The sequence below is a fragment of the Microbacterium sp. LWH12-1.2 genome, from assembly GCF_040675825.1.
Classification (GTDB): Bacteria; Actinomycetota; Actinomycetes; order Actinomycetales; family Microbacteriaceae; genus Microbacterium.
The window spans coordinates 1,604,094-1,624,455 of the sequence record NZ_JBEGIJ010000001.1; the positions used below are offsets into that span (position 1 = coordinate 1,604,094).

A 20,362-nucleotide genomic window follows, 5' to 3' on the forward strand; every position below is an offset into this window, starting at 1 on the left:
GGGGAGCGGTATGAACAGATACGCCGTCATCGGTGCCGGGCCGTCGGGACTCGCCGCGGCCAGGGCGCTGCAGAAGCAGGGCATCGAGATCGACGGCTACGAGGCCTCGCATGATGTCGGCGGCCTCTGGGACATCACGAATCCGCGCAGCACGATGTACGAATCCGCGCATCTGATCTCCTCCCGCACGACGACCGAGTTCGCCGAGTACCCGATGACGAGCACGGCGGACTATCCGAGCCATCGGGAGCTGCTCACCTACTTCCAGGACTACGCCTCCCACTTCGGACTCACGCCGCTCTTCCGATTCGACACCCGAGTGACGCGCCTGGAACCGCGGGACGACGGGTGGGATCTGACCGCCGAAGGTCCGGACGGCGCGAAGACCCGGTGGTACGCCGGCGTGATCCTCGCGAACGGCACCCTGGCCGAGCCGAGCGTTCCCGCGTTCCCCGGCCGCTTCTCCGGCGCGCTGATGCACACGAGCAACTACACGTCCGCGCTCCAGCTGACCGGCAAACGCGTACTCGTGGTGGGAGCGGGGAACTCGGGGTGCGACATCGCCGTGGATGCCGTGCACCACGCGACGTCCGTCGACATGAGCGTGCGCCGCGGCTACTACTTCGTGCCGCGCTACCTGTTCGGCCGCCCGAGCGACACACTCAATCGGGGCCGTCCGCTTCCCGCACGGCTCAAGCAGGCAGTCGATTCGCGAGTACTCCGGGCATTCACCGGCGATCCGGTGCGGTTCGGATTCCCGAAGCCGGACTACCGGATCTACGAGTCGCACCCGATCGTGAACACGCTGGTCCTGCATCATCTCGGTCAGGGCGATCTGCGCATCCGCCCGGATATCGACCGTCTCGAGGAGAAGACCGTGCACTTCCGCGACGGGAGCACAGGCGAGTACGATCTGGTGCTTCTGGCCACCGGTTACCGGCTCGATTACCCCTTCGTCGACCGGGAGCATCTGCATTGGCAGGGGGCTGCGCCTCGGCTGTTCCTGAACATGTTCCCCGCGCCATTCAACGGTCTCTACGTCGTGGGCATGATCGAGGCGTCCGGGATCGGTTGGCAGGGCCGCGCCGAACAGGCCGATCTCCTGGCCGGTTATCTCGCGGCGGTGGAGAGGGCGCCGGACCGAGCCCGTCGATTCCGGGAACGGGTCACCGGAGAGCCCTGGCCCGACCTCACCGGAGGCTACCGCTACCTCCGGCTCGATCGGATGGCTCACTACGTGAACAAGGACGCCTACCGTGCCGCGGTCCGACAGGAGAATCGGGGGTTGGACTCGCGCTGAGGTCAGCCCAGGATCGGGTCCAAGAGCGGGTGCAGGTGCCGGCTCCCCAGCACGACCGACGCCGATCGCGCCCCCGCCTCGAGCGACTCCGGCACCGAACACCCGGAAAGCCGCGCGTCCAGGACACCGGCGAAGAATGCGTCACCGGCGCCGTTCGTGTCGATGACCGGCACCGGGACGGCGCTGACGCGATGCACAGTGCCCTCGACATCCACCCCGACCGCGCCCTCAGCGCCGAGCGTGCACACCGCGAGCGTCGCACCGCCGTCGATGCAGGCGCGCAGGAATCCGACGGGATCGGCCAGTCGATCGGCATTGCAGAACACGGCATCCGCCGCATCGAGAAACGGCCGGTGGTACTCGGCCTCGCCGTCGTAGTCGTGCACGTCGACCCAGATCGGTCGCCCGGTCTGGCGCGCAGCGGGCAGCAGACGCAACGGTTCGGCTGCGAGATCGAGCACGATGGCGTCGGAATCCAACATCATCGGCGTCAGCGCCGCGTCGTTCGACCCGGTCTGAGCGGATGGAGTGGACAGGTACAGCGAGACGCGTCCGCCCGTCCTCGTCATCAGGTTGAGGTGGCGTTCGGTGATGTCGCTGTGTCCCCACTCCACCGGCACCCCTGCCGCCTGCAGCGCTTCGCGCACGTGCGTACCGGCAGCGTCGACGCCCGCGAAGGCGTACAGCAGGCTCGACCGACCAAGAGCGGTCAGGCTCAATGCCTTCCCGGCACTCGTGCCGCCGACCGTCTCCCACGTCTCCTCGGCGAACTGCATGTGCGGAACGGGTTCCGGCAGACGATCGAGTACGACGATCGAGTTCCACGAAGCGGGGCCGGCGATGAAGACGGAGGGCGAGGTCACCCCCTCATCTTCGCGCAGTCCCGCGCGCGTCGAGATCAGCCGATGCGGTTGATCAACGAGTCCAGGCCCATCCCGTAGTCGATGCGGACCACGGGCAACGCGAACTTGTCCGTGCCGATCCCTACGGTTCCCGGTTCGATCGTGCGCGCCATCTCGTAACCGGCCTGCGCGACCCCCTGCTTGGAGGTGTCGTTGTAATGGCCGAACGGGTAGGCGATGACCTCACGGACTCCGAGGATGTCGCCGGACGCGTTCAGATCCGCGGCGATCTCGTCGGCCGACCAGTTCACCATCCGCCCCTTGCCGTTGTCTCCGGCCTGATGCATGTCGTGCGTGTGCGAGCGGCGCAGCACATACGTGGACGGCGGCGGATCCTGACGGTACGCGGTGATCATGAACGAGGTGGTCAGCAATTTGTACTTGTCCACCACGGGCACCGCGAGGTCGAACCAGGTCTGATCCGCGTCGTCGTCCGTGATGATCACCGAACGGGCGGGCAGGAACAGTCGTCCGTCGATGAACGCGCTGAGCTCATCCCACGTCGGCAGGTAGAACCCGGTGGTCGCGATGTGGTTCATCTGCGCGTCGAAGTCGCCGATGTACGCGTAGTTGCCCCGGAGCCAGCCTTCCTCCCCTTCCGGATTGGTCGTGAACTGGTGATACATCAGGATCGGGATCTGCGCGTTCTCAGCGACGTTCTCGTCGGGGGTCTTCCACGCCGCGTGCAGTTCGATCTGCTGTTCGACGCAGGCGACGGGGTCGGCACCGTTGATGCGAGCGGCGACCGTGAACGCCGCGGCATCCTCCGGGGTCGCGTACCAGCCGGCGAAGACCCGACCATCCGCATCGGGGATCGGCAGTGCCTGGTACAGGCCGTTCTGCGACTGCAGCGCGGGTTCGAGCGCGATACCGTCTCCGGCGAAGCTCACCGCGCACGCCATCGGATCGTCGGCGTCGGCGAGCAACTGCTCGGCCGGTGACAGCGGCGTCTGGGTCGGCGTGGGCGGGGGCTTTGCACCTTCGTCGGTCGCGGCCGGCGGCTGGTCCGCCGCACGGTTGAACCAGAGCGCGGCAGCGGTCGCTCCCCCACCGATCAGAACGACGGCCGCGACGATGAGCGTGATGGCTCGGCGTCGACGCTGAAGACGCGATCTCATCAGACCTCGAACCCTTCCGCGATCATCTCGACGAGCTCTTCGCGCTCCTCGACGGGGAGGAACGTCGCCGCTGCGGCGTTGAACTGGAACGTCTCGAGGTCGTCGAGGTCGTACTCGAACGCCTCGACGAGCAGAGCGAGCTCTCGAGTCAGCGACGTGCCGCTCATGGTGCGGTTATCGACGTTGACCGTGACGGCGAAGCCGAGCTGGTACAGCAGATCGAAGGGGTGATCGGCGAGCTCGGTACCCCATGCCGCGATCGCGCCGGTCTGCAGGTTCGAAGACGGCGAGAGCTCCAGTGGGATCTCCCGATCGCGGACCCAGCGTGCCAGGTCGCCGAACTGCACCTGCACCTCGTCGCCCTCCTGCGTGATCACCTGCAGGTCTTCGGCGATGCGGACGCCGTGACCGAGGCGCAAGGCCCGTCCGTCGATCAGCGCGGAACGGATCGAGGCGAGACCGGCAGCCTCACCCGCGTGCACCGTCACCGGGAAGAAGTTCTCCGCGAGATAGTCGAAGGCGGCTCGGTGGTTCGACGCAGGGAAGCCGTCTTCAGGGCCGGCGATGTCGAAGCCGACGGCGCCGCGTCCGCGGAAGGCGACCGCGAGCTCGGCGATCTCCCGTGCGCGATCGGTGTGTCGCATCGCGGTGATCAGCTGACCGACGCGAATGCTGCTGCCTGCGCGGTCTGCGGCATCCTCGCCCTCCTCGATGCCCTGCTGCACCGCCTCGACTGTCTGCTCGAGCGAGAGCCCACCGGCCAGGTGCTGCTCGGGGGCCCAGCGGACCTCCCCGTAGATCACGCCATCCGTGGCGAGGTCCTGGACGAACTCGCGGGCGACCCGGGTCAGCCCCTCCTGCGTCTGCATGACGGCGGTCGTCAGGTCGAAGGTCTTCAGGTACTCGACGAGCGAGCCGGAATCGCTCTGCTTCGTGAACCACTTCCCCAGCGCCGCCGGCTTCGTCTCGGGGACGTCGATTCCTGCGGCATCCGCCAGCTCGATGATCGTCGCCGGACGCAGGGCGCCGTCGAGGTGGTCGTGCAGCGACACCTTGGGAAGGCTTCGCAGCGAGGTCCCCTGAATGGTGACGTCGCCGTTCGGGTCGATCGACATGGAATGTACCCCTTCGTTTCCGGTCTTTGAGCGCACCGCAGGCAGACGGAATGCACCGTCGGACCTGAGATTCAGACTACGCGGTGATCCGCTCCCGAACGAGCGGCCCGGATGCCGTCACCGAGGCCTCGTCACCGATCTCCCAGGCACCCTCGATCGCCTCGAGAGCGCGCGGGAAGCGCGCCTCGTCTGCGGCGGAGAGAGTGAACAGCGGCTGACCTGCCACGACGCGCTCCCCTGGTTTCGCATGCAGGTCGATACCCGCCTCGAAGATCACCGGGTCCTCTGCGCGCGCACGGCCGGCGCCGAGACGCCATGCCGCGATCCCGAAGGGCAGTGCGTCCAGACGCGTCATCACGCCATCGGCCGGGGCTGTGACGACATGGGTCTCGCGCGCGGTCGGCAGCGGAGCATCCGGATCGCCGTCCTGCGCGCGGATCATCGCCTTCCAGCTGTCCATCGCGCGGCCGTCGTCGAGAGCGGCCTCGACGTCGGCATCCGGCTGACCTGCCAGGGCGAGCATCTCCCTGGCCAGCGCGAGCGTCAGCTCGCGGACGTCGGCCGGTCCGCCACCGGCGAGGATCTCCACCGACTCGCGGACCTCGTTCGCGTTGCCGATCGCGAGCCCGAGCGGCACGTTCATGTCTGTGAGGAGCGCCGTGGTGGCGACACCGGAGTCCGTGCCGAGCGCGACCATGGTGCGGGCCAATTCGCGGGCGCGGTCGATGTCCTGCATGAACGCGCCGGATCCGAACTTCACGTCGAGCACGAGAGCATCCGTGCCCTCGGCGATCTTCTTCGACATGATGCTCGACGCGATCAGCGGGATCGCCTCGACCGTGCCGGTCACGTCGCGCAGCGCGTAGAGCTTCTTGTCGGCCGGCGCGAGGCCGGAGCCGGCCGCGCAGATCACGGCGCCGACGTCGCCCTGCATCTGCGCGAACATCTCCTCGTTGGAAAGCGCCGCGCGCCAGCCGGGGATGGACTCCAGCTTGTCGAGCGTGCCACCGGTGTGACCGAGGCCACGACCGCTCAGCTGCGGCACCGCGACGCCGAACACGGCGACGAGCGGCGCGAGCGGCAGGGTGATCTTGTCGCCGACGCCACCGGTGGAGTGCTTGTCGACGGTCTTCTTGCCGAGGGATGCGAAGCTCATCCGCTCCCCCGAAGCGATCATCGCGTCGGTGAGCACCCGGATCTCATCGCGCTCCATGCCGCGCTGGAAGACGGCCATCGCGAACGATGCCATCTGCGCGTCGGACACGTATCCGCGGGTGTAGGCGTCGACCATCCATCGCAGCGCCGGCTCGGCGACGACGCCGCCGTCGCGCTTGGCACGGATGACGTCCACCGCGTCGTAGGGCTCAACGCTCATCGTGCGTCCTCCAGGTCTCGGGGGCCGAACGCGTCCGGCAGCACCTCGTCGATCGTGCGGATGCCGGAGACGGTCTCCAGCAGCATCCCGGGCATCGCGTGCTCGAACAGCAGCTGACGGCAGCGGCCGCACGGCATGATCGTCTGCCCGTCATTGTTGACGCACACGAACGCGACCAGCTGGCCGCCGCCGGACATGTGCAGGTCGCCGACCAAGGCGCATTCCGCGCACAGGGTGACGCCGTATGAGGCGTTCTCCACGTTGCAGCCGGCGACGATCCGTCCGTCGCCCACGAGCGCGGCGGCACCCACCTTGTAGCGCGAGTACGGCGCGTACGCCTTCTCCATCGCGTCGGTGGCGACCTGACGCAGCTCGTCCCAATCGATGTCTGTCATCACTATCCCTTGATGTACGGCTTGCCGTCGGCGGCGGGTGCGCGGACCTTGCCTGCGAATCCGACAACGGCGAGCACGGTCACCACGTACGGCAGCATCTTCATGAACTCACCGGGGATCGGGGATCCGAGATTGCTCAGCAGCGTCTCCAGGTTCATCGAGAACCCGAAGAGGATCGCCGCGAGCGTCGCCCTGATCGGATCCCAGCCGCCGAAGATCACTGCGGCGAGGGCGATGAAGCCGAGACCGTCCGTCATCTCCTTGTCGAAGGCTCCGACCGATCCGAGCGTGAAGTACGCCCCGCCGATACCGGCGATGGAGCCGGCGAGCAGGAGGTTCCAGAAGCGCGTCGGGTTCACCTTGATACCAACGGTGTCTGCCGCCTGCGGGTGCTCGCCGACCGCGCGGAGGCGGAGACCCCAGCGCGAACGGTAGAGCGCCCAGGCGACCAGCGGCACCGCGATGTACATGAGGTACACGATCAGCGTCTGGTTGAACAGCACCGGGCCGAGCACCGGAATCTCGTGGAGCAGCGGGATCGGGATCCGCGGCAGTCGCGGCGGCGTGTTGAACAGGGCCTCGTTCTGCCGCATCAGCGCACCGTGCAGGAAGCTCGTCAGTCCGGTGATGAGCACGTTGAGCACCACGCCGACGATGACCTGATCGACGATGTAACGGATCGCGAAGAGGGCGAGCACGGCAGCCACGAGGGCGCCACCCACCATGGCCGCGATGATTCCGATGACGTAGCTCCCGGTCATCGACGCGACGAGTGCGGAACTGAAAGCCGCCAGCAGGAACTGCGCCTCGATCGCGACGTTCACGACACCGGCGCGCTCACCGATGACGCCGCCGAGGGCTCCGAAGATCAGCGGCACCGACAGCGAGACGGCGCCGAAGAGCAGTCCGGTGACGGGGACGAGACCGTCTGCGGCCGACCAGGTGAGGAACGCGAAGACGGCGACGAACGCGAACACGATCGGCAGCCAGAGGCCGACGCGCCGGTAGCCCATCACACGAACGGTCGCGTAGACGGCGAGGGCGACGAGGATGAGGGAGCTGACGAACACCGTCGGCCACGTCGGGACTCCGATGTCCGGCAATGCCAGCGAAGACGTGCGGTCCGCGAGGCGGAAGACGCTCGTGCCGCTTCGGCCCGCCGGGAGGGCGAGCAGAAGGAGAAGCACTGCGACGATGCCGAGCGAGATCGGCAGCTTGAAGCTGCGCTGGCGCACCGTCTCGCGAAGGATCGTGCCGTCGGCTGCGGTGGTGGCTGCGATGGCGCTCATGCGGCCACCTCCTTCTTCGCGCGACGCACGGGACGGGGCGATGCGCCCTCCTTCGGGAGGAAGAAGATCGCGCGGATCAGCGGGGGTGCCGCGATGAAGAGCACGATCAGCGCCTGCACGACGAGGACGATGTCGACCGGGATGTCCTGCGAGGTCTGCATCGTGAAACTGCCCGCCTTGAGCGCCCCGAACAGGATGCCGGCCCAGAGCACGCCCCACGCCCGGCTGCGGCCGAGGAGCGCGACGGTGATCGCGTCGAAGCCGATGCCGGCATCGATTCCGGCCTCGAAACCGCTCGTGATCGTGCCCGACATCTGATTGACGCCGGCGAGTCCGGCCAGAGCGCCGGCGATGCCCATCGCGTAGACGATGGTGCGGCCGACGTTGACGCCGGCGGCACGGGCGGCGTTCGGGTTCTCCCCCACCGCGCGCATCCGGAACCCGAGGCTGGATCGCTCGATGAGCCACCACACGAAGACCACGGCGAGGATCGAGACCAGGAAGCCCGCGTTCACCGAGAGCGGTGCCGTGAACAGCAGCGGGAACTGCGCCGTCTCCGGCGTGGGCGGTGAGATCGGCTGCGATCCCCCTGGGCGCTGCAGCAGACCGGGCGTGGCCAGCAGCCACGAGATGAAGTAGTACGCGATGAAGTTGAGCATGATCGTCAGGATCACCTCGTGCGCGCCCGTCTTCGCCTTGAGGAACCCGACGAGTCCACCCCAGACCATGCCGCCGAGAAGTCCGGCGATGATGGTCAGCGGGAGGTGGATGAAGATCGGGGCCTGCACGGTGAAAGCGACGACGGATGCCGCCGCGACGCCCATGAGCATCTGGCCCCGGCCACCGATGTTGAACAGTCCGACGCGGAACGCCAGCGCGACACCGAGGCCGGCCGCGATGAGCGGCGTGGCGAAGTTCAGGGTGTCGGTGATCGGCTTGATCGCGCGCAGGAAGTTCGGCGCGTTGTAGTTGTAGATCGCCCCGCGGAACAGTGCGGCGTAGGCGCCGGAGACCGCCTCCCAGATCGCGGCGAACGTGTCGCCCGGCTTCTGGAAGAAATACCCCGTCGCCCTCTGCACGTCCGGATTGGTCGCAGCGATGAGGACGCCGCCGATGAGCATCGCGAGGACGATCGCCAGCACGGCGCGAACGGCGCTTCCTCCGGCGATGTCGCGGATGACGGTGTTCTGCCGAGGCGCGGCCTCGACCTCTGTCTTCTTCTCGGCGACTCCACTCACGAGGCGACCTCCTTCTCCGCGGCGCCGGGCAACTCGCCGGCCATCATGAGTCCGAGCACCTCGCGCGGAGCATTACCCGGCACGATGCCGACGATGCCACCGCGGTACATGACCGCGATCCGGTCGGCGAGTGCCGATACCTCGTCGAGTTCCGTGGAGACCACGATGACCGGAACGCCGGAGTCCCTGGTCTCGACGATGCGCTCGTGCACGAATTCGATGGAACCGACGTCGATGCCCCTGGTCGGCTGCGATGCCACGAAGAGCTTCAGCTCGCGACTCAGTTCACGCGCGAGGACGACCTTCTGCTGGTTGCCGCCGGATAGACGCCCGGCGGCGGCATCCGGCCCCTGGGTGCGGATGTCGAACTCGTCGATCTGCTCTCTCGCGAAGGCGTCGAGAGCTTTGCGCTGGAGCGTGGCGACCCGGAAGAAGGGGGCGCCGTCGGAGGAGCGGTTGAGGATGAGGTTCTCGGCGACGCTGAACTCGCCGACCAGGCCGTCTTCCTTGCGGTCCTCGGGGACGAAGCCGACGCCCGCATCGATGACGCCCTGGACACTGCGGCCGAGCAGTTCTTCGCCGTCGAGGGTGATGCTGCCGGTGGCCTTGTGCTGCAGTCCGATGATCGCCTCGGTGAGCTCGGTCTGGCCGTTGCCCTGCACCCCGGCGATCGCGAGGATCTCGCCAGGTCGCACTTCGAAGCTCACGTCGTTGACGACGATCTGCCCCGCCTCGTCGATCACCCGAAGGCGATCGACCACGAGTCCGCCGCTGCGGAGGTTGGGCTCTCCCTTGCTCACGGTGAGCTCGACCGCGCGACCGACCATGAGCGCTGCCATCTCGGTGTTGGATGCGGTGGGGTCGGCCTCGCCGACGACCTTGCCGAGGCGGATGACCGTGATCTTGTCCGCCACTTCGCGGACCTCACGCAGTTTGTGGGTGATGAAGACGATCGCCGTGCCCTCATCGCGGAGCTGGCGCATGATGCCCATCAGCTCGTCGGTCTCCTGAGGGGTGAGCACAGCGGTCGGCTCGTCGAAGACCAGCACCTTGGCATCACGGGAGAGCGCCTTGATGATCTCGACGCGCTGCTGGACGCCGACCGGGAGGTCGCCGACGATGGCGTCCGGGTCGATCTCGAATCCGAAGCGCTGGCTGACGGCGCGCACGTGCGCGCGAGCGGCGGCCAGATCGAGTCGACCGGCGAAACCGGTCTTCTCGTGGCCGAGCATCACGTTCTCGGCGACGGTGAAGACGGGGATGAGCATGAAGTGCTGGTGCACCATGCCGATGCCCGCTGCCATCGCATCTCCAGGACCGGCGAAGTGCTGCACCACGTCGTCGAGAAGGATCTCCCCCTCGTCGGCCGTGTACAGCCCGTAGAGGACGTTCATCAGCGTCGACTTCCCCGCGCCGTTCTCGCCGAGCAGGCAGTGGATCTGACCCGGCTCGACGGTGAGGCTGATGTGGTCGTTCGCGACGAGGGAACCGAAGCGCTTGGTAATCCCACGGAGCTCAAGCTTCATAATCTCAATCTATCGATCAGAGGAGCGGCCGGACAGATGCTGAGCATCTGTCCGGCCGCGTCCTGTACTGCAGATTTCGGTTACGGCGATGCCGGCGACTCGACCTTGATCGAACCGTCGATGATGCCTTCCTGGATCGCCTTGAGCTCGTCGGCGAGTGCCGGGTCGACCTTGCTCTCGAAGTCATGGAACTCGGACAGCGAGACGCCGCCGTTCTCCAGCGTCCCGACGAACGGGGTGGCGTCGAAGTTGCCCTCGGCAGCCTCCATCACCGCGTCGTAGACCGCGACGTCCATACCCTTCATGATCGACACGAGGAGCAGGTCGCCGACGCTGGGGTCGGTGGTGAACACATCGGCGTCGACGCCCATCAGGGCGATGTTGCCGCCGGAGTCACGGATCGCCTGTGCAGCGGACTGGTAGATCGGACCGCCGACCGGCAGCAGCACATCGGCGCCCTGGTCGATGATGCCCTGAGCAACCTGCTTCGCCTTGTCGTTCGCGGCGAACTCGTCGGTGAACTGGCCCTCCTGCGAGGTGATGTCCCAGCCGACGACCTTGACGTCTTCGCTCTTCTCCTTGTTGAAGTGCTCGACGCCGAGCTGGAAGCCGTCCATGAAGATCGTCACCGGTGGGATCTTGGCGCCACCGAAGGTGCCGACCGTGCCGGACTCGGAGTACGACGCCGCGGCGTAACCGCCGAGGAACGCAGCCTGGGCGGTGTCGAAGACCAGGGGCTTGATGTTCGGAGCATCCGTCTCGCCGTCGAAGTCGGCGTCGGCCCAGTCGTCGATGATCGCGTACTGGATGTCGGGGTTCGCGGTCGCCGCCTCGATGGTCGGGGCGCTGAGCTTGAAGCCGACCGAGACGATGAACGTGCAGCCCTCGGACGCGAGCGCGTCGAGGTTGGACACGTAGTCGCTCGCCGACTTCGACTCGGTCTTGCTGACCTCGACACCGAGCTCGTCGGCGGCCTTGGTCAGACCTTCGAATCCGAGCTGGTTGAAGGACTTGTCGTCGAAGCCGCCCTCATCGGAGACCATGCACGGCTTGAAGTTGTCGACGGCGGGACCGGCGTCGCCACCATCGGGGGTTTCAGTGGGCGCCTGGCCGCAGCCTGCGAGTGCGAAGATGACGCCGGCGACTGCCGTCGCGCCAAGCAGCTTCTTGGTGGTGGAGATGGTCAACTCGTGCCTCCCTGAGCGAATCCGCGGCCATCGCGGATCGCTCAAAGTTACCCACTGTTTCAGGATTTGTGCACGCCCGAGGCAGAGCCGCTATCGAATGGTTACAAAGCTGAAACCAAGACAGCCGATGAGCATGTGGACATGCTCATCAGAGCACGTCGCCCCGACCGGTCAGCTTGAGCGACTCGACGACGCCCTTGACGCGCTGCGCGTGCTCCACCGTCGTCACCAGCAGGGCGTCAGGGGTGTCGACCACGACGATGTCCTGCACCCCGATGAGGCTGATCACCCGGGACGTCTGACTGACCAGGATGCCGCTCGCGGCGTCCGACAGCACACGCGCGTTGGGGCCCAGAACGGCCAGGTCGTTCTTGCGGCCGTGCGTGATGAGCTTGGTGAGCGAGGCGAAGTCGCCGACGTCGTCCCAGTCGAAGTGACCGGGGATCACGGCGAGCCGTCCGAGCTCGGCGGCGGGTTCCGCCACGGCGTAGTCGATCGCGATCTTCTTCAGCCCCGGCCAGATCCGGTCGACCGCCGGCCCGCGGAGTTCGCGGTCGTCCCAGGCGTCGGCGAGCTCCTGCAGTCCGGCGTGCAACTCCGGCTCGTTGCGGGCGAGCTCCTCGAGCAGCACGCTCGCCTTCGCGATGAACATGCCGGCGTTCCAGAGGTAGTTGCGGTCGGCGATGTACTCCTTGGCCGTCTCCAGGTCGGGTTTCTCGACGAACCGCTCCACGAGAGCCGCCTCCGGAGCTCCGGATACGACCAGTTCCCCGGCCTTCTTGATGTATCCGAAACCGACGGACGGTTCCGTCGGCGGAATCCCGATGGTGCAGATGTAGCCCTCCCTGGCGACCTGGACCGCCTGCTGCACAGCCCACTCGAAGACCTGGGTTCCGCGGATCACATGATCGGCACTGAACGAGCCGATGATCACGTCGGGTTCACGACGATGCAGGATGGCGGCGGCGAGCCCGATCGCCGCCGCGGATTCCCTGGGCTCGGACTCGAGGAAGACATTGAGATCTGCGATCCCGGGAAGCTCGCCCTCGACGGCGGCGCGGTGGGCGCGACCGGTGACGACGGCGATCCGGTCGGGGCCGGCCAGCGGTTCGAGTCGATCCCACGTGTCGCGCAGGAGCGAGTGACCCGATCCGGTGAGATCGTGCAGGAACTTCGGCGCATCCGCGCGGGAGAGCGGCCACAGCCGGCTGCCGATGCCTCCGGCCGGAATCACCGCGTAGAAGTCTTCGATGGGCTCGGTCATCGGGCCAGCGTATCCTCCCTCGATACGTCTCGACGTCGAGACACTTAGGTTCCCCTTCGTCGCTCCAGGGCTTCCGGCGGGAATAGGATGGATCCCGATCGGGCGTGCCTGCGACATGACGGGCTCACACTTGGACAAGCGCAGCACGCGACCGAGTCACATCGATCCAGGGAGGACGACCGTGTCCACAAGCGCTCGCTTGACACCGTCGATTTCGGAAACCACTTCCAAGACCCCGCGCGGCACCCTCTACCGGGGCCGCGAAGGCATGTGGTCGTGGGTGCTTCATCGCATCACCGGAGTCGCCATCTTCTTCTTCCTATTGGTGCACGTGCTCGACACGGCGCTGATCAGGGTGTCGCCGGAGGCGTACAACGCCGTCATCGGCACGTACAAGAACCCGATCATGGCGCTCGGCGAGGTCGTCCTCGTCGCCGGCATCGTGTTCCACGCGATGAACGGCCTGCGCATCATCGCGGTCGACTTCTGGTCGAAGGGCGCGAAGTACCAGCGACAGCTGTTCTGGGGCGTGCTTCTCGTGTGGGGCATCATCATGGCCGGCTTCGTGCCGCGCCACCTGATGCTCGCTTTCGCCGGCTTCGGAGGAGGACACTGATGGCCACGCAGACCGTCGCAGCCCCGGCGCGCCGTCAGCGCGGCGTCAACCTGGAGAAGTGGGGCTGGCTCTTCATGCGCGGCTCCGGCGTCATCCTGGTCGTGCTCATCTTCGGGCACCTGTTCGTCAACCTGATGGTCGGCGAAGGCATCCACGCGCTGGACTTCGCCTTCATCGCCGGCAAGTTCGCCACGCCGTTCTGGCAGTGGTGGGACGTGCTGATGCTGTGGCTCGCGCTGCTGCACGGCGCGAACGGCATGCGCACGATCGTCAACGACTACGTGACGACCGAGAAGGTGCGCAAGGTCCTGGTCGGCGCGATCGTCCTCGCCGCCGGACTCCTGATCATCCTCGGCACCCTCGTCGTGTTCACGTTCGACCCGTGCCTGGGTGTGACCGAGGCGAGCTCGCTGTGGGACACCTGCCAGGCACTGGGCAAGTAGAAGAGAAGGCATACGAGAAGTGACTACTGAGACCCAGGATTCCGTCGTCCGCGACGGCGTGCACTACCACCAGTTCGACATCGTCATCGTCGGCGCCGGCGGCGCCGGGATGCGCGCGGCGATCGAGGCCGGCTCCGGCGCGAAGACCGCCGTGATCTCGAAGCTCTATCCGACGCGCTCGCACACGGGTGCCGCGCAGGGCGGCATGGCTGCCGCCCTCGCGAACGTCGAAGAGGACTCCTGGGAGTGGCACACCTTCGACACCGTCAAGGGCGGCGACTACCTGGTCGATCAGGATGCTGCGGAGATCCTCGCGAAGGAAGCCATCGACGCGGTCATCGACCTCGAGAACATGGGTCTCCCCTTCAACCGCACCCCCGAGGGCAAGATCGATCAGCGTCGCTTCGGCGGGCACACCGCAGAGCACGGCAAGACGCCGGTGCGCCGCGCGTGCTACGCCGCCGACCGCACCGGTCACATGATCCTGCAGACGCTGTTCCAGAACTGCGTGAAGCTCGGTATCAACTTCTTCAACGAGTTCTACGTGCTCGATCTGCTGACGGTGAAGGATGCCGACGGCAAGACCGAGATCTCGGGCGTCGTGGCCTACGACCTCTCCACCGGCGAGCTGCACGTGTTCCAGGCGAAGGCCGTGATCTTCGCGACGGGCGGCTTCGGCAAGATCTTCAAGACCACCTCCAACGCCCACACCCTCACCGGTGACGGCGTCGGAATCGTCTGGCGCAAGGGCCTCCCCCTCGAGGACCTCGAGTTCTTCCAGTTCCACCCGACCGGCCTCGCCGGCCTCGGCATCCTCCTCACCGAGGGAGCCCGCGGTGAGGGAGCGATCCTGCGCAACGCCTCCGGTGAGCGCTTCATGGAGCGCTACGCCCCCACCATCAAGGACCTCGCCCCGCGTGACATCGTCGCCCGTTGCATGGTCCAGGAGGTCGCAGAGGGCCGCGGCGCCGGACCGCACAAGGACTACGTGCTGCTGGACTGCACGCACCTGGGAGCCGAGGTCCTCGAGACCAAGCTCCCCGATATCACCGAGTTCGCCCGCACCTACCTGGGCGTCGACCCGGTGGTCGAGCCGGTCCCGGTGATGCCGACAGCGCACTACGCCATGGGCGGCATCCCCACGAACAACAACGCCGAGGTGCTGGCCGACAACACCACCGTCGTGCCGGGTCTGTACGCGGCCGGCGAGTGCGCGTGCGTCTCCGTGCACGGCGCGAACCGTCTCGGCACCAACTCGCTCCTGGACATCAACGTCTTCGGCAAGCGCGCCGGCCGTCAGGCCGTCGAATACGTCAAGACCGCCGAGTTCGTGCCGCTGCCGGAGGACCCGGCCGGTTTCGTCAAGGGCATGCTCGAAGGCCTGCGCAACAACCAGGGCACCGAGCGCATCGCAGTGCTCCGCAAGGCGCTGCAGGACGAGATGGACAAGGGCGCGCAGGTGTTCCGCACCCACGACTCGCTCGAGCACGTCCTCGGCGTGATCAAGGAGCTGCGCGACCGCTACCGGAACGTGCACGTCGACGACAAGGGTCAGCGGTTCAACACCGACCTGCTCGAGGCCGTCGAGCTGGGGTTCCTCCTCGACATCGCCGAGGTCGTCGTCTACGCCGCACAGAACCGCCAGGAGAGCCGTGGCGGCCACATGCGCGACGACTTCCCGAACCGCAACGACGAGAAGTACATGCAGCACACGATGGCGTACCTGACCGGCGACGCGCACTCGTCCACGCCGAGCGACCACATCAAGCTGGACTGGAAGCCCGTCGTGTTCACCAAGAACGAGAAGGGCGAGTTGAACTACCCGCCCATGGAGAGGAAGTACTGAGCATGTCGAAAGCCATAGCCGACGCGCCCGCTGCGGATGCCCCCATCCAATCGTTCATCGTCACCTTCAACATCCGCCGATTCGACCCCGAGGTCGACGCGGAACCGCACTGGGTCGACTACGACGTGGAGCTCTACTCCACCGACCGTGTACTCGACGCCCTGCACAAGATCAAGTGGGAAGTCGACGGCTCGCTGACCTTCCGTCGCTCCTGTGCGCACGGCATCTGCGGCTCGGACGCGATGCGCATCAACGGTCGCAACCGTCTCGCCTGCAAGACGCTGATCAAGGACTTGGACATCTCCAAGCCGATCTACGTCGAGGCCATCAAGGGCCTCCCGCTGGAGAAGGACCTCGTCGTCGACATGGAGCCGTTCTTCGCGTCCTACCGCGAAGTTCAGCCGTTCCTCGTCGCCGGCTCCGTCCCCGAGAAGGGCAAGGAGCGCGTCCAGTCGATCGCCGACCGCGAGATCTTCGACGACACCACGAAGTGCATTCTGTGCGCGGCGTGCACGTCGTCGTGCCCGGTGTTCTGGACCGACGGCCAGTACTTCGGCCCGGCCGCGATCGTCAACGCGCACCGCTTCATCTTCGACTCGCGCGACGACAACGCCGCGGTGCGTCTCGACATCCTCAACGACAAAGAGGGCGTCTGGCGCTGCCGCACGACCTTCAACTGCTCCGAGGCATGCCCGCGCGGCATCGAGGTCACCAAGGCCATCGCCGAGGTCAAGCAGGCTGTGCTGCGCGGCGGTCGCTGAGCGTACGGCCGTGCGCGCCAGACACCTGAAGGAGCGCGTGATCGCGTCCTTTCCGGTGCGGGTCTGGCGGCACTTCCTGCGGCAGAACGGCTTCCTCCTCTCGGCGGGGATGAGCTATCAGGGTTTGTTCGCCCTGTTCGCGTTGCTCTACATCGCGTTCGCGGGCGCCGGCCTCTGGCTCGGCGGAAGCCCGCGCGCGATCCGCGCCCTCATCGATGGCGCGAACGCCTATATTCCCGGGCTGATCAGCAAGAACGGCGTCGCATCCCCTGCCGAGGTCGAAGCGATCGCCCAGTCGACGACGGGCGTGCTCAGCGTGACCGGTGCCATCGCGGCCATCGTCGTGATCTGGTCCGCCACCACCGCCGTGACTTTCACCCGTCGCGCGATCCGCGACATCTTCGGACTCCCCTTCGATGCGCGCAACTTCCTACTGCTGAAGCTCTGGGATCTCATCGCCGCAGCCGCGTTCGGGCTGTCGCTGCTTCTCGGATCGGCGCTCAGCGTGTTCGGGGTCTGGGCGCTCGCGCAGGCCGTCGAGGCCTTCGGCGGAGACGCGTCCCGGCCGATGTACGAGGTCGGCGTGCGGATATCGTCGATCCTCATCGCGTTCGCGATGGATGCCGCCGCTCTTGCGCTGCTGGTGCGCTACCTCACCGGAACATCGCTGCGCTGGCGGCGCGTCCTGCCCGGCGCACTGATCGGCGGCGGAGCTGTCGTCGTGCTGCAGCTCGGAGCGGGTCTGCTGTTGTCGCACACCCCCACGAACCCGCTCCTGGCGACCTTCGCCGTCGCCGTCGCGATCCTGCTCTGGTGCCGGGCAGTCTCGATCGTCGTCCTCGTCGCAGCGTCCTGGATCGCGGTCGGCGCCGCAGATCATGACCAGCCGCTGATGGCGAAGGCGGAGAGCATCACGCACGAGGACGAAGTGCAGGCGCTCGTGATCGCCGCACGGGTGCGCGTTCAGCGGACTCAGGAAGCTCTCGACGACGCCGCGTGGTGGCGAGCCCCCCTCGTCTCCCATCGCCTGCGTCGTGCACGCACCGAATGGCGCAGAGCCCTCGAGGAGGCCGAGGAAGCGGGGGTCGCGGTGGTGGAGCCCCCGAGACGGAACGACGATGTCGGAGACGCTCGTTAGGCTTGAGGCATGCCTCATCTGCGTGTCGCCACAGTCAATGTCAACGGAATTCGGGCCTCGGTCCGCAACGGAATGCACGCCTGGCTGGATTCTGCCGACGTCGATGTGCTCACTCTGCAGGAGGTCCGCGGGCAGGACGAGCATCTCGAGGCCGCCTTCCCCGGCTGGTCGATCGTGCACGACGAGGCCACCGCGAAGGGACGCGCCGGCGTCGCGATCGTGAGCCGCACCCCCGCCCTCGCGACCCGCACCGCATTCGGTGACGACGACTTCGATTCGAAGGGGCGCTGGCTCGAAGGGGACTTCGTCCTCGGCGACCGGCCGATCACCATCGTCAGTGCCTACGTGCACTCCGGCGAAGCCGAGACGCCGCGCCAAGAAGAGAAGTGGCGCTTCCTCGAGGCCTTCGGACCGCGCCTGAGCGAGCTCGCAGCCGACGATGCCCTCGCGGTCGTCACCGGCGACCTCAACGTCGGGCACCGCGAAATCGACATCAAGAACTGGCGGGGCAACCGCAAGAAGTCCGGCTTCCTGCCGCGTGAGCGCGCCTATTTCGATCGCTTCCTCGGTGCGGCCGGAGCCGAGATCACCGGTGTCGACGGATCAGTGGGTCCGGGTCTCGGCTGGGTCGACGTGGGCCGACGCTTCCACGGCGAGGTCGAGGGGCCGTACACGTGGTGGTCGGCACGCGGTCAGGCGTTCGACAACGACACCGGCTGGCGCATCGATTACCACCTCGCCTCCCCCGCCCTCGCGGAGCGCGTCGGCGCCTATCACGTGGCTCGAGCGGCGTCCTACGACCAGCGCTGGAGCGATCACGCGCCGGTGGTCGTCGACTACTCGTACTGAGAGTCGGCGTCGCCGAGATCGTTCGGCCGGTACCAGCCGCGATACTCCAGGACGGTACCCAGCAGCGGGTGTCGAGCTTCCATCGCGATGGTCCTCCGCTGATGCTCGGCGTCCCACCCGTCTTCGACGGAGACGACGATCCCGAAGGGCCCTCGGAGCGGGATCCGTAGCCCTCCAAGAACCAGGGCGACGTGGCGGGACTGCATCCGGAGCGATCCCTGGTCTGTCACCGCGCAGTCCAGGATGAGCTCGATCCGCCGGCGATCGCCGAGGAGATTGCGCAGACCACCGGCCTCAGGATCCTCGACGAGACGATCGCTGATCACCTCCGTCGCCCCGGGAAACTCGAATCGGCGCGTCGTCTCCAGCACCGCGCGACCTGCGGCGGTGCTCGATGCACGCGCGGTCAGCACGAAAGGCACGTCTGTGCCGAAGCGGGTGAGGAGCAGCGACGGCCCGAGGACGGGACGGGCGAGGAACGCCAGCCGTCCGAACCGGCTGCCCGCCGTCTCGAAGACTCCGTGCACGGAGTCCTCCGGGGCGTGGGGCTGGCTCAGCTGCGCCAGGATCGCCGGATGGAGCTGTTGCGATCGGACACCCAGTGCACGGAGGAAGACACCGCCCTGTGGGATCACTCGCGACGCTCTTCGCGGTAGGGCTTCGCTGTCTGCGGCGCGTCCGTGCCCTCCGGAAACTCGCACGCGAACTCCCCGCGGTACCCGAAGAGGAAACCGAGCAGCGCATTTCGCACCTCGAGATCGATGACGAAGCACTGCCGCTTCTCGTCGTAGTGCTCGGTGAGGTGGGCTCGGCCGCTGAACAGCATCGGGAACCGGAACGACACCGGGCCCTCATAGAACCGCTGCGCGCCCGAGGCCAGGCGCAGACCACCGTCGTCGGTGACGGACAGGTCGAGATCCACCGCGAGATGCTGATGCGTTCCCAAGTAGTCCACGATCCTGCCGCGACTCTCGCTGTAGATCATCGTCGCATCGAAGCGGCGGCGGCGCCCCGGTCGGATATCCATCGTCCGCACGAAGGTGACGGTCTCTCGGCCGAGGCTGTCGACGTAGGCGTGGTTGTCGATCTGGAACGGGATGTTCTGCCCCTTCTCGGGGAACATGATGTTGCGCAGGGTCCCGAACGCCAGGAACGGCAGCGTCCACCAGGGTCCACGCCGCACCTCCGACATCACACCGCGCCCGATGCAGCCATAGCCGGCAGCGACACCCACACCGAACCGCCGCTGCAGCTGCGGATGCAGGCGCTCGAAATCGGCACCGAGTGCACGGCGGAACACGCCGTCGGTCGGCATCATGAGGTGATCTCCGCGAGCGAATCGGGGGCGGCCTGCATCACGGAGCGGCCGTCATCGCGCGCGGGACGCGACATGCAGCGTCCGGCGCGAGCCCGCGGTCGTTCTCCAGGGAGCAACGAGCGCCACCAGGTCGTCTTCTCGGGAACGACACCCTCCTCTGCCCAGATCCGGAGCCGATCGAAACTCCACGCGGTGAGCCACCAGACGAACCGCCGTGTGATCAGCGGGTCGAGGATTCGGCCGATCGGACCCCATCCCGGCTGATAGTCGTATCCGGTGAGGAAACGCACTCCATCATCCGTCGGGATGTAACGCCAATAGCCGCGACCGCTGCCGAGCGGCGAGAGCCGGTCGGCAGAATCGAAGACGAGGGCGGAGGTGCGCTCGCCGTGCCGACCGTGACGGGTGCCGAGAGAAGAACCGGTGCCACGGATCTTGTGCAGTCCGAGGTCGAGCTCGTAATCGAACTCCTGCGCCCCGTTCTCGCGGACTCGCGTGGGCCTGATCGACGTGAAACGGGCATCCCAGCGCACGTGCGAGGTGGGGTCCTGAGTGCGTTCCCACACCGTCTCCAGGGGTGCCCGAATGAGAATCTCGACGTAGAGCGCGCGATCCTGCGTCGCGTGAGCGCGCCTCCTCCGGCCGTGCGGGGTCTTCATGCGCCCAGCCTAGATGTTCGTTC

The 20,362-nt window shown here is 66.9% G+C and carries 19 protein-coding genes and 1 pseudogene; 7 read left to right on the plus strand and 13 right to left on the minus strand.

Annotated elements, in window-relative coordinates:
• The first annotated feature begins 10 nt into the window (after positions 1-10).
• The gene (locus tag MRBLWH12_RS07755) at positions 11-1,300 is read left to right on the plus strand and encodes a flavin-containing monooxygenase (protein ID WP_363547857.1); all 1,290 of its coding nucleotides are present in this window, start codon (positions 11-13) and stop codon (positions 1,298-1,300) included.
• 2 nt (positions 1,301-1,302) lie between these two features.
• Here MRBLWH12_RS07755 and MRBLWH12_RS07760 read toward each other — a convergent pair whose 3' ends face one another.
• From MRBLWH12_RS07760 to MRBLWH12_RS07805, 10 genes and pseudogenes are all read right to left on the minus strand, one after another.
• A complete protein-coding gene (locus tag MRBLWH12_RS07760) occupies positions 1,303-2,163 on the minus strand; it encodes a carbohydrate kinase family protein (RefSeq protein WP_341974160.1) in 861 nt (286 codons plus the stop codon).
• A 161-nt stretch (positions 2,164-2,324) separates the two neighbouring features.
• Positions 2,325-3,320 (minus strand): annotated as a pseudogene (locus MRBLWH12_RS07765) (polysaccharide deacetylase family protein); the annotation flags it as partial.
• On the minus strand, positions 3,320-4,435 hold the full coding sequence (locus MRBLWH12_RS07770) for an adenosine deaminase (RefSeq protein ID WP_363547864.1): 1,116 nt from the start codon (positions 4,433-4,435) through the stop codon (positions 3,320-3,322). The pseudogene MRBLWH12_RS07765 and the gene MRBLWH12_RS07770, both read right to left, overlap by 1 nt.
• Positions 4,436-4,511: 76 nt before the next feature.
• The gene (locus tag MRBLWH12_RS07775) at positions 4,512-5,810 is read right to left on the minus strand and encodes a thymidine phosphorylase (RefSeq protein WP_363547867.1); all 1,299 of its coding nucleotides are present in this window, start codon (positions 5,808-5,810) and stop codon (positions 4,512-4,514) included.
• Positions 5,807-6,205, minus strand: coding sequence for a cytidine deaminase (locus MRBLWH12_RS07780; RefSeq protein WP_341974156.1), 399 nt, complete (start codon positions 6,203-6,205; stop codon positions 5,807-5,809). Before MRBLWH12_RS07780 ends, MRBLWH12_RS07775 begins: the two co-directional genes overlap by 4 nt.
• 2 nt (positions 6,206-6,207) lie before the next feature.
• Positions 6,208-7,494, minus strand: a complete 1,287-nt coding sequence (locus MRBLWH12_RS07785) for an ABC transporter permease (protein WP_341974155.1) — start codon at positions 7,492-7,494, stop codon at positions 6,208-6,210.
• Positions 7,491-8,732 (minus strand): ABC transporter permease, encoded by a 1,242-nt coding sequence (locus MRBLWH12_RS07790; protein WP_341974154.1) that lies wholly within the window; start codon positions 8,730-8,732, stop codon positions 7,491-7,493. The genes MRBLWH12_RS07785 and MRBLWH12_RS07790 overlap by 4 nt, the downstream gene beginning before the upstream one ends.
• On the minus strand, positions 8,729-10,258 hold the full coding sequence (locus tag MRBLWH12_RS07795) for an ABC transporter ATP-binding protein (protein WP_341974153.1): 1,530 nt from the start codon (positions 10,256-10,258) through the stop codon (positions 8,729-8,731). Before MRBLWH12_RS07795 ends, MRBLWH12_RS07790 begins: the two co-directional genes overlap by 4 nt.
• Positions 10,259-10,338: 80 nt before the next feature.
• Positions 10,339-11,445, minus strand: a complete 1,107-nt coding sequence (locus MRBLWH12_RS07800) for a BMP family lipoprotein (RefSeq protein ID WP_363547872.1) — start codon at positions 11,443-11,445, stop codon at positions 10,339-10,341.
• A gap of 148 nt (positions 11,446-11,593) precedes the next feature.
• Positions 11,594-12,709 carry a mannose-1-phosphate guanylyltransferase gene (locus MRBLWH12_RS07805; RefSeq protein WP_341974151.1) on the minus strand — a complete coding sequence of 372 codons (1,116 nt, stop codon included), beginning with the start codon at positions 12,707-12,709 and terminating at the stop codon, positions 11,594-11,596.
• A 181-nt stretch (positions 12,710-12,890) separates the two neighbouring features.
• On the opposite strand from MRBLWH12_RS07805, the gene sdhC reads away from it, so the two are divergent.
• From sdhC to MRBLWH12_RS07835, 6 genes are read left to right on the plus strand one after another with little or no spacing between them, the layout of a single operon-like run.
• The gene (sdhC, locus tag MRBLWH12_RS07810; RefSeq protein ID WP_072591539.1) at positions 12,891-13,325 is read left to right on the plus strand and encodes a succinate dehydrogenase, cytochrome b556 subunit; all 435 of its coding nucleotides are present in this window, start codon (positions 12,891-12,893) and stop codon (positions 13,323-13,325) included.
• Entirely contained in the window at positions 13,325-13,768 is a 444-nt protein-coding gene (locus tag MRBLWH12_RS07815; protein ID WP_341974149.1) for a succinate dehydrogenase hydrophobic membrane anchor subunit, read from the plus strand. The genes sdhC and MRBLWH12_RS07815 overlap by 1 nt, the downstream gene beginning before the upstream one ends.
• A 19-nt stretch (positions 13,769-13,787) precedes the next feature.
• The gene (gene sdhA / locus MRBLWH12_RS07820) at positions 13,788-15,614 is read left to right on the plus strand and encodes a succinate dehydrogenase flavoprotein subunit (protein ID WP_363547876.1); all 1,827 of its coding nucleotides are present in this window, start codon (positions 13,788-13,790) and stop codon (positions 15,612-15,614) included.
• A gap of 2 nt (positions 15,615-15,616) precedes the next feature.
• Positions 15,617-16,375, plus strand: coding sequence for a succinate dehydrogenase iron-sulfur subunit (locus MRBLWH12_RS07825; RefSeq protein WP_341974147.1), 759 nt, complete (start codon positions 15,617-15,619; stop codon positions 16,373-16,375).
• Positions 16,376-16,385: 10 nt separating this feature from the next.
• Complete coding sequence (locus MRBLWH12_RS07830; RefSeq protein WP_341974146.1) at positions 16,386-17,513, plus strand: YihY/virulence factor BrkB family protein; 1,128 nt, start codon at positions 16,386-16,388, stop codon at positions 17,511-17,513.
• 9 nt (positions 17,514-17,522) lie between these two features.
• Positions 17,523-18,362, plus strand: a complete 840-nt coding sequence (locus tag MRBLWH12_RS07835) for an exodeoxyribonuclease III (RefSeq protein ID WP_363547881.1) — start codon at positions 17,523-17,525, stop codon at positions 18,360-18,362.
• On the opposite strand, the gene MRBLWH12_RS07840 is transcribed toward MRBLWH12_RS07835, so the two are convergent.
• From MRBLWH12_RS07840 to MRBLWH12_RS07850, 3 genes are read right to left on the minus strand one after another with little or no spacing between them, the layout of a single operon-like run.
• The gene (locus MRBLWH12_RS07840) at positions 18,350-18,997 is read right to left on the minus strand and encodes a DUF4166 domain-containing protein (protein ID WP_363547883.1); all 648 of its coding nucleotides are present in this window, start codon (positions 18,995-18,997) and stop codon (positions 18,350-18,352) included. The genes MRBLWH12_RS07835 and MRBLWH12_RS07840 overlap by 13 nt on opposite strands.
• Positions 18,994-19,680 carry a DUF4166 domain-containing protein gene (locus MRBLWH12_RS07845; protein WP_363547885.1) on the minus strand — a complete coding sequence of 229 codons (687 nt, stop codon included), beginning with the start codon at positions 19,678-19,680 and terminating at the stop codon, positions 18,994-18,996. The genes MRBLWH12_RS07840 and MRBLWH12_RS07845 overlap by 4 nt, the downstream gene beginning before the upstream one ends.
• Positions 19,677-20,339: an SRPBCC family protein gene (locus MRBLWH12_RS07850; protein WP_363547888.1), complete on the minus strand. Its 663-nt coding sequence runs from the start codon at positions 20,337-20,339 to the stop codon at positions 19,677-19,679. The genes MRBLWH12_RS07845 and MRBLWH12_RS07850 overlap by 4 nt, the downstream gene beginning before the upstream one ends.
• Positions 20,340-20,362 lie beyond the last annotated feature (23 nt).

What these genes read in the sequence shown, in the direction of transcription:
- MRBLWH12_RS07755 (WP_363547857.1), top strand. Translation starts at nt 11, where the DNA reads ATGAACAGATACGCCGTCATCGGTGCCGGGCCGTCGGGACTCGCCGCG.
- MRBLWH12_RS07770 (WP_363547864.1), bottom strand. Translation starts at nt 4,435, where the DNA reads ATGTCGATCGACCCGAACGGCGACGTCACCATTCAGGGGACCTCGCTG.
- MRBLWH12_RS07775 (WP_363547867.1), bottom strand. Translation starts at nt 5,810, where the DNA reads ATGAGCGTTGAGCCCTACGACGCGGTGGACGTCATCCGTGCCAAGCGC.
- MRBLWH12_RS07780 (WP_341974156.1), bottom strand. Translation starts at nt 6,205, where the DNA reads ATGACAGACATCGATTGGGACGAGCTGCGTCAGGTCGCCACCGACGCG.
- MRBLWH12_RS07785 (WP_341974155.1), bottom strand. Translation starts at nt 7,494, where the DNA reads ATGAGCGCCATCGCAGCCACCACCGCAGCCGACGGCACGATCCTTCGC.
- MRBLWH12_RS07795 (WP_341974153.1), bottom strand. Translation starts at nt 10,258, where the DNA reads ATGAAGCTTGAGCTCCGTGGGATTACCAAGCGCTTCGGTTCCCTCGTC.
- MRBLWH12_RS07805 (WP_341974151.1), bottom strand. Translation starts at nt 12,709, where the DNA reads ATGACCGAGCCCATCGAAGACTTCTACGCGGTGATTCCGGCCGGAGGC.
- MRBLWH12_RS07815 (WP_341974149.1), top strand. Translation starts at nt 13,325, where the DNA reads ATGGCCACGCAGACCGTCGCAGCCCCGGCGCGCCGTCAGCGCGGCGTC.
- MRBLWH12_RS07825 (WP_341974147.1), top strand. Translation starts at nt 15,617, where the DNA reads ATGTCGAAAGCCATAGCCGACGCGCCCGCTGCGGATGCCCCCATCCAA.
- MRBLWH12_RS07835 (WP_363547881.1), top strand. Translation starts at nt 17,523, where the DNA reads ATGCCTCATCTGCGTGTCGCCACAGTCAATGTCAACGGAATTCGGGCC.
- MRBLWH12_RS07845 (WP_363547885.1), bottom strand. Translation starts at nt 19,680, where the DNA reads ATGATGCCGACCGACGGCGTGTTCCGCCGTGCACTCGGTGCCGATTTC.
- MRBLWH12_RS07850 (WP_363547888.1), bottom strand. Translation starts at nt 20,339, where the DNA reads ATGAAGACCCCGCACGGCCGGAGGAGGCGCGCTCACGCGACGCAGGAT.